General features: G+C 69.4%; 12 protein-coding genes. 3 read left to right on the forward strand and 9 right to left on the reverse strand.

Features of this window, described 5'->3' with window-relative positions:
• Window position 1 precedes the first annotated feature (1 nt).
• Both FOY91_RS06425 and FOY91_RS06430 read left to right on the forward strand, forming a co-directional pair.
• On the forward strand, window positions 2-3,199 hold the full coding sequence (locus FOY91_RS06425; protein ID WP_145149280.1) for an efflux RND transporter permease subunit: 3,198 nt from the start codon (window positions 2-4) through the stop codon (window positions 3,197-3,199).
• Window positions 3,196-4,668: an efflux transporter outer membrane subunit gene (locus tag FOY91_RS06430; protein WP_145149282.1), complete on the forward strand. Its 1,473-nt coding sequence runs from the start codon at window positions 3,196-3,198 to the stop codon at window positions 4,666-4,668. The genes FOY91_RS06425 and FOY91_RS06430 overlap by 4 nt, the downstream gene beginning before the upstream one ends.
• 147 nt (window positions 4,669-4,815) lie before the next feature.
• On the opposite strand, the gene FOY91_RS22580 is transcribed toward FOY91_RS06430, so the two are convergent.
• The 6 genes from FOY91_RS22580 to FOY91_RS06460 form a co-directional block, all read right to left on the reverse strand.
• On the reverse strand, window positions 4,816-5,982 hold the full coding sequence (locus tag FOY91_RS22580) for a S41 family peptidase (protein ID WP_162527158.1): 1,167 nt from the start codon (window positions 5,980-5,982) through the stop codon (window positions 4,816-4,818).
• 522 nt (window positions 5,983-6,504) lie between these two features.
• Entirely contained in the window at window positions 6,505-7,413 is a 909-nt protein-coding gene (locus FOY91_RS06440) for a hypothetical protein (RefSeq protein ID WP_145149286.1), read from the reverse strand.
• Window positions 7,413-8,396 (reverse strand): GDP-mannose 4,6-dehydratase, encoded by a 984-nt coding sequence (locus tag FOY91_RS06445; RefSeq protein ID WP_203234510.1) that lies wholly within the window; start codon window positions 8,394-8,396, stop codon window positions 7,413-7,415. Before FOY91_RS06445 ends, FOY91_RS06440 begins: the two co-directional genes overlap by 1 nt.
• A 20-nt stretch (window positions 8,397-8,416) precedes the next feature.
• Window positions 8,417-9,433, reverse strand: a complete 1,017-nt coding sequence (gmd, locus tag FOY91_RS06450) for a GDP-mannose 4,6-dehydratase (protein ID WP_145149290.1) — start codon at window positions 9,431-9,433, stop codon at window positions 8,417-8,419.
• Window positions 9,434-9,584: 151 nt separating this feature from the next.
• A complete protein-coding gene (locus FOY91_RS06455; protein ID WP_145149292.1) occupies window positions 9,585-11,189 on the reverse strand; it encodes a cisplatin damage response ATP-dependent DNA ligase in 1,605 nt (534 codons plus the stop codon).
• A 20-nt stretch (window positions 11,190-11,209) separates the two neighbouring features.
• Complete coding sequence (locus FOY91_RS06460; protein ID WP_145149294.1) at window positions 11,210-11,383, reverse strand: DUF1328 domain-containing protein; 174 nt, start codon at window positions 11,381-11,383, stop codon at window positions 11,210-11,212.
• A 147-nt stretch (window positions 11,384-11,530) separates the two neighbouring features.
• Here FOY91_RS06460 and FOY91_RS22925 point away from each other — a divergent pair, with 147 nt between their 5' ends.
• Window positions 11,531-11,617, forward strand: a complete 87-nt coding sequence (locus tag FOY91_RS22925) for a small membrane protein YohP (RefSeq protein WP_476692371.1) — start codon at window positions 11,531-11,533, stop codon at window positions 11,615-11,617.
• Between the two features lie 57 nt (window positions 11,618-11,674).
• On the opposite strand, the gene FOY91_RS06465 is transcribed toward FOY91_RS22925, so the two are convergent.
• From FOY91_RS06465 to FOY91_RS06475, 3 genes are all read right to left on the reverse strand, one after another.
• Window positions 11,675-12,196 carry a Dps family protein gene (locus FOY91_RS06465; protein WP_145149296.1) on the reverse strand — a complete coding sequence of 174 codons (522 nt, stop codon included), beginning with the start codon at window positions 12,194-12,196 and terminating at the stop codon, window positions 11,675-11,677.
• A 112-nt stretch (window positions 12,197-12,308) separates the two neighbouring features.
• On the reverse strand, window positions 12,309-12,875 hold the full coding sequence (locus FOY91_RS06470; protein WP_145149298.1) for a TMEM165/GDT1 family protein: 567 nt from the start codon (window positions 12,873-12,875) through the stop codon (window positions 12,309-12,311).
• A gap of 15 nt (window positions 12,876-12,890) precedes the next feature.
• On the reverse strand, window positions 12,891-13,217 hold the full coding sequence (locus FOY91_RS06475; RefSeq protein WP_145149300.1) for a hypothetical protein: 327 nt from the start codon (window positions 13,215-13,217) through the stop codon (window positions 12,891-12,893).
• Window positions 13,218-13,401 lie beyond the last annotated feature (184 nt).

Here is a 13,401-nt window from a genome sequence, read left to right on the forward strand (position 1 = left end):
CATGATCTCGCGCATCTTCATCGATCGGCCGATCTTCGCGTGGGTCATCGCGATCATCATCATGCTCGGCGGCATCGGCGGCATCCTGTCGATGCCGGTGGGGCAGTATCCCGATATCGCCCCGCCCTCGATCAACATTCGCGCCAACTATCCCGGTGCCTCGGCCGAAATCCTCGAATCCAGCGTCACGCAGGTGATCGAGCAGCAGCTGACCGGGCTGGACGGGCTGATCTACTTCTCCGCCACCTCCAGCTCCGCCGGCAGCGTCACCATCACCGTCACCTTCGAGAAGGGCGTCGATCCCGACATCGCGCAGGTGCAGGTGCAGAACAAGGTGCAGCAGGCGCTGCCCCGGCTGCCCACGCAGGTGCAGCAGCAGGGGCTGGTCGTCACCAAGTCCAATCCCGACCTGCTGATGATCATCTCGCTCTACGACGAAACCGATCGCAGCACCGTGTTCGACGTGTCGGACTACATGGTGTCGACGCTGCAGGATCCGATCGGCCGGATCGAGGGCGTGGGCGACGTCAACGTGTTCGGCGCGCAATATGCGATGCGGATCTGGCTCGATCCGTTCCGCCTCTCCGGCTACGGGCTGATCCCGGCGGACGTGACCGCCGCGATCCAGGCGCAGAACACCCAGGTGGCCGCCGGTCAGATAGGCGCCCAGCCCTCGCCTCCCGGGCAGATGCTCAACGCGATCGTCACCGCCCGCTCGCGGCTGACCACGGTGGACCAGTTCCGCAAGATCATCGTCAAGACGCAGAGCAGCGGCGCCAAGGTGCTGTTGCAGGATGTCGCGCGGGTGGAGCTCGGCTCCGAAAGCTATGTCTCGCTCAGCCGGCTGAACGGCCACCCCGGCGCCGGCATCGGCATCCAGCTCGCTCCCGGCGCCGACGCGCTGAAGACGGCGGAGCTGGTGAAGGCCGACGTGGAGGCGCGCAGCAAAAGCTTCCCGGCCGGCTACCGCTACGCCATCCCCAACGACAGCACCGCCTTCATCAAGCTGTCGGTCGAGGAGGTGGTGAAGACGCTGCTGGAAGCGATCGTCCTCGTCGTAATCGTGATGTTCGTGTTCCTGCAAAGCTGGCGCGCCACGCTGATCCCGGCGATCGCGGTGCCGGTGGTGCTGCTCGGCACGTTCGGCATCCTCGCCATCTTCGGCTTCAGCATCAACACGCTCACCCTGTTCGGGCTGGTGCTGTCGATCGGTCTGCTCGTCGACGACGCCATCGTCGTGGTCGAGAATGTCGAGCGCGTGATGCACGAGGAGCCGGACATCAGCGCCCGCGACGCCACGATCAAGTCGATGGGCGAGATCCAGACGGCGCTGATCGCCATCGCGCTGGTGCTGTCGGCGGTGTTCATGCCGATGGCCTTCTTCGGCGGATCGATCGGCGTGATCTACCGCCAGTTCTCGATCACGATCGTTTCCTCGATGATCCTGTCGGTGCTGGTCGCGCTGGTGCTGTCGCCGGCGCTGGCTGCCACGCTGCTGAAACGGCGTGATCCGGCGGCGGCCGACGGCAACCGTTTCGCCCGCATCGCCCACCGTTTCGGCGACCGTTTCAACAACTGGTTCGATCGCACCGCCGACCGCTACCGCACCGGGGTGGAGCGCGTGCTGCGCCACGGCTGGCTATGGATGCTGGGCTATGCAGCGATCGCCGCCGCGTTCGTCGCGGTGTTCCTGATGCTGCCCACCAGCTTCCTGCCGAACGAGGATCAAGGGCGCGCGCAGCTCCAGTTCACTCTGCCGCCGGGCGCGACGCAGGAACGGACGTTGAACGCCGCCAAGCAGGTGGAGGCCTATTTCCGCAAGTTCGAGGCCGCCAATGCCTCGGTGATCTTCACGATCATCGGCGGCGGGCCGGGCGGATCGGGGCAGAACGCCGGCCGGGGCTACATCTCCTTCGCGCCGTGGGACGATCGCCACGGGGCGGAGAACGCCGTCGAGGCGGTCAACGAGCGTGCCAACAAGGCGCTGGCCAGTCTGCGCGACGTGGAATTCTTCGCCACCAGCCCGCCCGCCGTGCGCGGCCTCGGCCAGTCGAACGGCTTCACGATGGAGCTGCTCGATACCGGCGGGCTTGACCGGCTGACGTTCAACGCCCGGCGCGACCAGCTGCTTGCCGCCGCCCGCGCCGATCCCGCCCTGTCCGCCGTCCGCCTCAACGGGCTTGAGGACGTACCGACGTTGCAGGTGGATATCGATCAGGAAAAGGTCGGCGCGCTCGGCATTTCGCAGGCGCAGGTCGATTCCACGCTGTCGGCGGCGTGGGGCGGCAGCTACGTCAACGACTTCGTCGATCGCGGTCGGGTGAAGCGGGTGTATGTGCAGGGCGACGCGCCCTATCGCAGCCGGCCGGAGGATCTGGCCAACTGGTTCGTCCGCACCGAAACCGGCACGATGGCGCCCTTCTCGGCCTTCTCCAAGGTGAGCTGGGGGCAGGCGCCGACCACGCTCAACCGCTTCAACGGCCAGTCCGCCTTCGAAATCCAGGGCCAGCCCGCCCCCGGCCACAGTTCCGGCGAGGCGATGGACCGGATGACCGAGCTGGCCGGCCAGTTGCCCGGCACCAGCGTGGCGTGGAGCGGCCTATCCTATCAGGAACGGCTGTCGGGCGGGCAGACGCCGATCCTCTACGGCCTGTCGCTGCTGGTCGTGTTCCTGTGCCTTGCCGCGCTGTACGAAAGCTGGTCGATCCCGTTCTCGGTGATGCTGGTGATCCCGCTCGGGCTGGTCGGCGCGGCGGTGGCGGTGGCGCTGCGCGGGCTGGAGAACGACGTCTATTTCCAGGTCGGCCTGCTCACCACGATGGGGCTTTCAGCGAAGAACGCGATCCTGATCGTGGAGTTCGCAGAACAGGCGGAGAAACGCGGCGCCACGCCGGCGGCGGCGGCGCTGGAGGCGGCGCGGCTGCGGTTGCGGCCGATCCTGATGACCAGCCTCGCCTTCATCTTCGGCGTGCTGCCGCTCGCCATCTCCACCGGCGCCGGTGCCGCCAGCCGCGTGGCGATCGGCACGGCGGTGATCGGCGGGATGCTGACGGCGACCGTGCTGGCGATCTTCTTCGTGCCGCTGTTCTTCGTCCTCGTCCGCCGCTGGTTCGGCCCCCGCGTCAAGGATGGCGATGCGAAGATTGACGATTCGCCAGCGCCCGCCCCCACAGACCGCCCTGCGGCGGAGCCGGCGTGATCCGCCGCCTCGCCACGCTTGCCGCGTTCGGCGCGCTGGCCGCGTGCAGCCTGGAACCGACATACGTCCGCCCCGCGCCGCCGGTGCCCGCCGGCTGGCCGGTCGGCGACGCCTACCTTCGCCAGAGCGAGGCGGCGCTGCCGACCGTCACCTACCGCGACATCTTCCGCGATCCGCGCCTGCAGCGCGTGATCGAGCGCGCGCTGGCGAACAACCAGGATATCGCCGTCGCGCTCGCCAACGTCGCCTCGGCGCGCGCGTTGTACCGGGTCGAGCGGTCGGCGCTGCTGCCGGCGGTCGATGCGGCCGGGCGCGTGTCGATCAGCGACAGCGGCACCGGCTCGACCACCACCGGAACCACCGGCACCGGCACCGGCACCATCGTGTCGAGCGGCGGCGGCACCCGCACCGTCTATACCGCCAACGTCGGCGTCACGGCGTTCGAGCTGGATCTGTTCGGCCGCATCCGCAATCTCAACAAAGCGGCGTTGCAGGAATATCTTGCCACCGAGGCCGCCGTCCGCGCCGCCCGCCTCACCATCGTCGGCGACGTGGCGAGCGCATGGCTGACGCTGGCGACCGACCGCAGCCTGCTCGCCATCGCCATCGATACCGAGGCGAGCGCGAAACGCAGCGTCGACCTGACCGACGCGCGGCGCGCGGGCGGCATCGCCCCGCGATCGGACGTGCGGCAGGCGCAGACGGTACTGGAACAGGCGCGGTCCGATCGCGCCAACCTCGTCACGCTCGTCGCGCAGGATCGCAACGCGCTTGAACTGCTCGTCGGCACGCCGGTAGCGGATGCCGATCTGCCCGCCTCGATCGAAAGCGTCGACGGCACGCTGGCCACCCTGCCCGCCGGCCTCGACTCGCGCATCCTGCTGCGCCGGCCGGACGTGGTGCAGGCCGAATATGTGCTGCGTGCCGCCAACGCGCGGATCGGCGCGGCGCGGGCGGCCTTCTTCCCCACGATCAGCCTCACCGCCGCGGTCGGCTTCGCCAGCACCGCGCTGTCGTCGCTGTTCACCGGCGGCGCGTTCACCTGGTCCGCCGCGCCGGCGGTGGGGCTGCCGATCTTCGACGGCGGCGCCAATCGCGGCAATCTGGCCTATGCCGAGGCCCAGGCGGACCGCGCGGTGGCGCTCTACCGCCAGACCATCCAGATCGCCTTCCGCGAGGTCGCCGATGCACTGGCGCGTCAGGGCACGGTGGCGACGCAGGCCGCCGCCAACATCGCGCTGGAGGAGGCCGCGCGGGATAATTACGTGCTGGCCGATGCTCGCTACCGCGAGGGGATCGACACCTTCCTGACCAGCCTCGACGCGCAACGCACGCTCTACAACGCCCGCCGCTCGCTCGCCTCCACCCGGCTCGTGCGGGCGACCAACCTCGTCGAACTCTACCGCACGCTGGGCGGCGACGAGTTGATCGATCCGGCGGTGACGGCGGCGCCCGCGCCGACGCGGTGATGATGCTGCGCCTGTGTCGGGCGCGCACGTCCTTCGAAACGGGTTCTCGCCAGGCTTCAGCCCCTCCGCAGGATGAGCGGGTCGGCTTCCAAGTCGTCCGACGTCAAGAAGCGACCGGGCAAGGAGCGTAACGGGCGCATTTTCTCGTTAACGGTCGCTCACCAGCGCCACCGCCTTCGCCAGCGCCGGGTCCGCCCCCGCGCGCAACTGGGCCAGCGTCGGCGTCACCGGATAGCGCGGGGCGAGGCCCACCGCCTCCAGCCGCGCGCCGCCGGGGGTGCGGACGTCATGTTCCGCCACGGTCAGCCGGCCGCCGTCCGGCAGGCGATGCTCGGCCCCGGCGGTCAGCGCGCCGGCGGTCCGTTCGCCGACTGTCTGCGCACGCTCGCTCTCGTCGAGGAACGCCGCCAGCGCCTCGGCCGCGCTTGCCGACCGCGGGCCGATCAGCACCGCCAGCGGCCCGAGCCATACGGCCCGCCCGCTCGTCTTCTCGGCCCGCTCGGATCGCGCGTTCAGCCGCAGCACCACCTGCCGCCCGTTTGCGAACAGGCCGGCGACGCGATCGAGCACCTCCGCCTCGCCGCCCTCATTCTCGCGCAGGTCGAGGATCACGCCGCGCAGGTCGGGAATGTCCTCGATCTCGCGCCGCAGCCAGCGGTCGTCGCCGGGGGCGAACTGATCGAACGCCAGCAGCAGCACGCCACCGCCCAGCCGCAGCGCACGCCGGCTGGGCACGGGCGGCAGCGGCTCGCCTTCCAGCATCAGCGTGTGGCGGCGGCCGAACTCGTCCTCCAGCACCAGCGTCGCCGTGTCGGCCGTGCCGAAATGCGCGTCCACATCCACCGGCCGGCCATCGACCGACACCAGCACCCAGCCGATCCGCATCCCCGCCCGCGCCGCCGGCCCCTCCGGCCGCACCGCTCGCACCCGCCATCGGCCGCCGCTCTCATAGGCATCGAAACCGAAGCCGCTTTCCGCCTCCCCCTTGCCGACCGCGCGCGCGAAGTCGCGCCGTTCGGGGCTGACGGCATAGACATGGCTGTCGCCCAGCCGGGCGAGCAGCGCATTGATCGCGGCATAGAGCGCGCGGGTATCCGTCGCATCGCGTGCGGCGGGCAGGAAGCGGTCACGCTCGGCCGCCCAGTCCAGCCCGTGCAGGTCACGATCCCAGTAACGACGCGCCACCAGCGACCACGCCTTGTCGAACACCCGCACGTTGGCCGCCTGCACCGCGGACGGCGGCGCGGCGAATGCCGGGGTGGCGAACGCCAGCAAGGCGGCGGCGATCGCACCTGTCCAGCCAGGCCACCGCATAGGGCAAACCACACCGAGTCGCGACCGACCGGGGGCACGCGGCCCGGCGACCACCTGCGTGGCACGCGCGGACAGGGCGGCGCGGATTCCGCTCATCCAGCGACGTCGCGACGCTGCGTAAACGGCATCCCATCGCGACGACCTGAAAGCCGTGACGCGACCACCGCCCGCACTGCGCATACCGGCCGGGGGGCATGGATCGTCATTCTCCGAGAAAGCCATGACGCCCGGAATATCATAAGATCCGAGCCAAAGGTGACGGTGCGGCCATCATCTGCGTGGCGGAAGCCATCGGCGCGGCACCGTTCCATCCTGTCTCGCAAAGTCGCCCTGCCGGGCGAATGACGCCCGGGCGCGACGATCCCCGATCGACGATGCCGCTGATGCCAGCGCCGCGACCATCGGCAGGTGGCACAGCAGGGTCGCGGCGCCGGATGAACGCCATCGATTGTGACGAGCCTGAGCAGCGGCAGCGCCAGTCACTGCGGCGCGAGCGCCGGCACCGCGGCGGGGATCGCCCCCTCATCCGCCCGCATCGCAATGCAGGGTGAGCAGCAGCGTGGCGGGGTGGAACAGCAGGCCGTCGCAGCGGTCCAGCCGGTCGCGGCCGATCGATACCGCCGCCCAGCCGTGCTGCGGTGGGTGGCGGCGGCGGACGACGATCTCGTCGGGCTGACGCGGGTCGCTCGGCAGCTGGTCGCGGCCGGCGAAATCGCCGGTGCGGGTGCGGAGACGGTCGAAACGGAAGCCGGCGAGGTGGGCCGGCCGGGCAAAGGCGATCACCCGCGACGGCCGGCTGACGCCCCACGCCACGAGGACCGGCGCATAATCCCCCTCGAACCGGCCACCGTGCGCCGCCGCCACGATGGCACCGGCAGCGGCGGTCGCCAGCGTCTCAGGGCGATCCAGCGCGAACTGGACGAGGACCGCACGACCCGTCACCGTTTCGCGCACCCCCATGCCATGATCCTCGTCGCGCAGAAGGGCATAGCTGCGCGAATCGCCTGTCCCACCGCCACGTCCGGCGCGTTCAAAGCGGATTTCCGCGAACGGCAGCAGCGCCGCGTCTATCGATCCGTCCACCCCGGCGCAGCAATCGCCATAGGACCACAGCGCCACCGGCACGGCCTTGCCCGCCAGCATCATCGTGGCAGGCACGGCGATGCCGGGAAGCTCGACGCGGCCGACCTCGGCCGATGCCGCCTTCCCGAACGAGATCGGCAGACGTGCCACCGCCGCGCGGTTCAGTTCGATCGTGCCATGCCCGTCGAGCGCGACGCGCAACCGCAGCGCCACCCCTTCGACCGTGACCGTCACCTGCGGATCGGACAGATCGAGCGTGATGGTGCCGACCGGGACCGGCGGCTTGCGCGCGACGGCGGGCGGCGCGGCGAGCAGCAGGGCCGCCACCAGCGCCGCCCGCCACCGCATCAGGGCTTCGGCACGATCCGCGCGCGCTGGTCCTCGAGGATCGAGGCGAGCGTTTCCTCGATCGTGTGGCGCGGCGCCCAGCCGGCGGCGGCGCGGAAGGCGCTGGCGTCGATCGCGGCGAGCGGCACCTCGCTGGGCCGCACGCGTGCCGGGTCCGTCGTCACCGTCGTTTCCACCGTGCTCATGCCACGCAGCAGTTCGAGGATGCGGGCGATCTTCACCGTCCGCCCCGAGGCGACGTTGAGGATATTGCGCGCCGGCAGGCTTTCCGCGCGCGACAGCAGCGAAACATAGCCGGCGATCACGTCGCGCACGTCCATGAAGTCGCGCTCGGCATCGAGATTGCCGACCGCGATCTGCGGCGTCGCCCCCGCCTCGATCCGGGCGATCTGCGCGGCGAAGGCCGGGATCACGAACCGTTCGTCCTGCCCCGGCCCGCTGTGATTGGACGGGCGCACCGCGATCAGCCGGGCGCTTGCCGGCAGCACGTCGCCCAGCATCGCCTCGGCCGCCGCCTTGGATCGCGAATAGGAGGATTGCGGCCACATCGCCGTCGCCTCCGTCGCGATACCCTCGTTGAAGCTGAGGCCATAGACCTCCACGCTGCTGACGAAGAACAACGTCGCCCCGGGCACATGTGCCGCCACCGCCTCGGCCAGCGTCAGGCTGCCGCACACGTTGATCGCCCACGTGCCGGCCGCCGCGTTCAGCGACTGGCCGACCGAGGCCTGCGCCGCGAGGTGGACGATCAGATCCGGCCGCACCGCCTTCACCGCCGCATCTACGCTGGCGCGGTCGGTCAGGTCGAACGCGACCTCCTCCCGTTCGCCCCGGCGACCGGGCGTGCGCGTGGCAAGCACCAGCCGCGCACCGGGCCGCAGCCGGGCTGCGAGCGCGGGGACGAGGTGTCCGCCGACGAAGCCGTCCGCCCCCGTCACCAGGATACGGTCGAACGGCAGCGGCGTGCCGGCGTCCTGCGTCACGGGCATCTCCCCGGCCATCTTCAGGGCAGGATCTCTGGCAGCGGCTGCTCGGTGGGGGCAGCCGGGCTGGAGAGGCGTTTGAGATCGGCCTCGACCATCTCGACGATCATGTCGCGCAGGCTCGTCTCGGCGGTCCAGCCGAGCGCCTTGTTCGCCTTGGCCGGCTCGCCCAGCAGCACGTCCACCTCGGAGGGGCGGAACAGGTCGGGGTCGATCACCAGATGGCTGTCCATCTCCAGCCCGACATGGTCGAACGCGATGCGGCACATGTCACGCACGGTGGTGGTGATGCCGGTGGCGACGACGTAATCGTCGGCCGCCTCCTGCTGCAGCATCAGCCACATCGCCTTCACGTAATCGCGGGCATGGCCCCAGTCGCGCTTGGCGTCGATGTTGCCCAGCCGCAGCTCGGTGGCGAGGCCCAGCTTGATCCGCGCCACCCCGTCCGTCACCTTGCGGGTCACGAACTCGACGCCGCGCAGCGGGCTCTCGTGGTTGAACAGGATGCCCGAGGAGGCGTGCATGCCGAAGCTCTCGCGGTAGTTCACCGTGATCCAGTGGCCATACAGCTTGGCCACCGCATACGGCGAGCGCGGATAGAAGGGGGTCGTCTCGGACTGCCGCTCCTGCTGGATCAGGCCGTACATCTCGGACGAGGACGCCTGATAGAAGCGCGTATCGGGCTTGATGAGGCGCAGCGCCTCCAGCACGTTGGTGACGCCCACCGCGGTGATGTTGGCGGTGAGGATGGGCTGGCGCCACGACGTCGCGACGAACGACTGCGCGGCCAGATTGTAGAACTCATCGGGCTGCACCTCGGAGACGATGCGGATCAGCGACGACAGGTCGGACAGGTTGGCGTCGTGCAGGGTCAGCTTGTCGGCGATGCCGAGCCAGCGCAGACGGTGATCGGCCACGCCGAGATGAGACGAACGGCGGATGATGCCGTGAACCTCATAGCCCTTGCGGATCAGGAATTGCGCCAGATAGGCCCCGTCCTGCCCGGTGATCCCGGTGATGAGCGCGCGCTTCGTCATTCTTCTTCCCGCAACTGCCAAAAATCGACGTGTCGTGGCGACACGCCGGATGCGCTAGCCGAAACCGGGCCGGCGCGACACCCCGCGTCGCCGCCTTTTGCACCATGATGGCGCGGGCGCGCGATGTGGCACCCGGCACGACCGGCCGCATTCAGGCGATCATCCGCCGCAGCGTGTCGATATGGTCCGCCTCGGCGGCCGGCTTGTCCCGCCGGATGCGGGAGATGCGCGGGAAGCGCATGGCGAGGCCGGACTTATGGCGTTTCGATTCGTGGATCGAATCGAACGCCACCTCCAGCACGAGGCTCTTCTCCACCTCGCGCACCGGGCCGAAGCGGGAGAGCGTGTGGTTCCGGACGAAGCGGTCCAGCCCCTTCAGCTCCTCGTCGGTGAAGCCGGAATAGGCCTTGCCCACCGGCAGCAACTCGCCACCGGCCGCAGGGTCGCCGGTCCAGCAGCCGAAGGTGTAGTCCGAATAGAAGCTCGATCGCTTGCCGTGGCCGCGCTGGGCATACATCATCACGCAATCGGCGGTCAGCGGGTCGCGCTTCCACTTGTACCACAGCCCCACGCGCCGCCCGCCGGCATAGGGGCTGTCGCGCCGCTTGAGCATCACCCCCTCGATCGCGGCGTCGCGCGCGCCGGCCCGGATCGTCTCCAGCGCGTCGAAATCCGCCGCGTCGAGCAACGTCGAAATGTCGAAGCGGGCCGGGTCCAGCCCGGCGACGAACGCTTCCAGCCGGGTCCGGCGTTCCGTCCACGGCAGCGCACGCAGATCCTCGGCGCCGTCGAACAGGATGTCGTAGAGGCGGATGAAAGCAGGATACTCCGCCTGCATCCTAGCTGGCACCACCTTGCGACCGAGCCGCTGCTGGAGCGCATTGAAGCTGGCGGCGCCGCCCTCCTCGCCGCCCTGCGCCGCCCCCCTGACGAGCAGTTCCCCGTCGAGCGTGCCGAGGCCGGTGAAGGCGGCGGCCACGTCGGGAAAACTCTTCGTTACGTCGTCACCCGCGCGACTGTAGAGCCGCGTCTCCCCGGCGATGCCGACGATCTGCACGCGGATGCCGTCCCACTTCCACTCGGCGGCATAGTCGGCGAGGTCGACGCGCAGCTCGTCCAGCGGGTGGGCGAGCATGAACGGGCGGAACACCGGGGTATCGGCGGCGGTCGGCTGGGCGGCCGTGCCGAGGCCCCAAGCGAACAGCGCCTCATAAGGTGGCGCGATGCCGTGCCACACCTCCTCCACCGCATCGATATCGAGCGAGAAGGCCTGTGCCAGCGCCGTCTTGGCGAGCCGGGCGGAGATGCCGACGCGCAACGCGCCGGTCGCGATCTTGAGAAGGGCGTAGCGTCCGCTGGCATCGAGATGGTCGAGCATTGCCGCCAGTGCCCGCGGTGCCTCGGCCCGGGGCAGCGTCTGCAGACGTTCGATCACGGCACCCAGCCGGAGGGCGCCGTCATCCAGTTCGGGGGGCTCGCCCGGCGGTTTCGGCCACAGCAACGAGACGGTTTCGGCCAGATCGCCGACGTAATCGCGGCTCATCGCGAACAGGACGGGGTCGACCCGCTCCTCCACCAGCGCCTTGATCGCGGCGGACTTGATCGCCGGCAGATCGATTTCGCCGGTAAGCGCCGCGAGCGCCCAACCCCGGTCGGGGTCGGGCGTCACCCGCAGATAATCTGCGACCAACTTCAGCTTGGCGTTGCGGGACCGGGTGTAGACCAGCCCGTCGAGCAGCCGTGAAAAGTCCCGCATGGCCCGGCTTCAGACGGTGGCTAGACGACCTTCTTGCCGGCCACCAGCGCCAGCACGAGGAAGATCACGAAGATCGCGATCGCGACGAAGAACAGGATCTTGGCGATGCCGACGAACGCGCCGCCCACGCCGCCGAAGCCCATGGCACCCAGTACCAGCCCGACGACAAGAAAGATAAGTGCCCACTTCAGCATGATAACCTCCACCAGATGCAGGACCGAACGACGGAACGGCCGGCCCGTTCCGTCCCCATGCCCGGTCCGTCGCTTGTAATGACGGCGGCGGAACGGATCGGCCGGGCGCCGGTTTGACGGAGTGTTCAACGGTCGAGGAATGAAGCGATGTTACGTGCGGTGGGATGCGTGGTTCTGGCGATTTTCCTGATCGGCCTGCTGGTCATCACCGGCGTGTTCAAGCTGATCTTCTGAACGCAAAAAGGGCGGGCGGCCCTGCGGCCCCCGCCCTTCCGGTGATACCGGCGATGTTCAGCCCTTGCGGCTGGCCTCGAACAGGAACCAGGCGCGCTCTTCCGCCAGATCCGTCCATTCGTCGAGAATGCCGCTGGTGGCGTTGTCCTTAGCCTCGTCGACGATATCCTTGGCCTCGCGCAGCGACGCGACCAGCGCCAGATTGTCCTCGCGCAGTTCGGCCAGCATGTCGGTGGCGCTCACATAATCCGCATCATTGTCCCGCAGGCGCTGGTGGCGCGCGATGTCGCCGATCGAACGGAGCGTGGTGTTGCCCGTCTTGCGGACGCGCTCGGCGATGGCATCGGTGGTGCCAAGGATCTGGGTCGCCTGATCGTCCAGCATCAGGTGATAATCGCGGAAGTGCGGGCCGGACACGTGCCAGTGGAAGTTCTTCGTCTTGAGGTACAAGGCGAAGCTGTCGGCGAGAATGCCGTTCAGCGCGTCCGCGACACTCATCGTCGAGTTTGCGGTCAGATCGGTCGGCGTCGCCAGTTCGGCGGTCGCCTCGGGCGTCTTGATCTTCGGGGTCTTGGCCATGCTGTCGCTCCTGTTGTCCGTTCGGCGGCTTAACGATCCGTCAGCCGCTTGGTGGCATGTCCTGGGTTACCATCGTTGGAAAAAGCGCGATCAGACCGATCGGACGGATAGATCAGTTGAGCCGCAGCGCCCCGATCGCCGCGACCGCCCCCACGACGATGAAGAGCGCCCCGATCCCGGCACGCACCCCACGCAACGGCACGCGGCGCTGCCACTCGCCGGCCAGCAGCACGGCCGGGGTATTGGCCAGCACGATCCCGGCGGTGGCCCCCAGCGCCGCCAGCGCGAACGAATCGACCCGTGCGGCGATCGCCAGCGTCAGCAACTGCGTCTTGTCACCGAATTCGAGGATGAAGAAGCCGACCGCCGCCGTGCCGAACACGCCGATCGGGCCGTAGGTGGCCAGCACCGGCGGCTTCGGCCGCCAGAAGCAGCCGGCGCCGGCTAGGATCAGGCCGACCGCCAGCATCAGCGCGATCGCGCGGTGATTGACCAGATCGTGCACCACCGTGCCGCCGAACGCGGCAAGCAGGCTGTTGGCCAGCGCCGCCACCGCGACCCCCGCCAGCACCGCCCCCGGCCGGCGAAACTGGATCGCCAGCAGCACCGCGAGCAGCTGGGTGCGGTCGCCGATCTCGGCCAGCCCGGCGGCGACGAAGGCCGGCAACAGCGCGTCCATCGCCCGCCGCCCCGCTCAGCCGGCCAGCCGCACGCCGACCGAGGCGACGAAGGCGCGCGCCGTCGCCTCGTCCTGCGCATCGTGGCCAAGCGACTCGCGCATCGCCTCGATCCACGGCGTCATCGGGGTGCCGCGCCCGCCTTCGGCCAGCGCGTCGCGCAGGCTGCCGGCCAAGCGGGCGAGCGGCAGCAGCCGGCGGGCGGCGGCGATGTTACGCACGGCATCCACGCGGCGACACAGCTCCCCCACGGACAACATCCGCGAATCACGCGCGAGCTGGTCGATCCGCGCCTGCAATTCGGCGGCGATCGTCATCGATTCGGCTGGTGCGGCAGTGGCCATGTCTCTGTTCCCCTTTTCCGCCGGCTACGCCCCTGCGCCTTAGCGCCGGATTAAGACCGTGGCGTGACCGGCCTGCCACGCACCTTGACTTGGGCAAGGCCTTCCGCCATTGCCGCCGCTTCCAAAGCGGGCGGCGGTGACGCCGCCCCGCTTTTTTCGTGTCCAGTTCATCAAGGGTATCGGG

Origin of the sequence: Alterirhizorhabdus solaris, from assembly GCF_007785815.1 — a bacterium.
In the GTDB taxonomy this organism is placed as follows: Bacteria; Pseudomonadota; Alphaproteobacteria; order Sphingomonadales; family Sphingomonadaceae; genus Alterirhizorhabdus; species Alterirhizorhabdus solaris.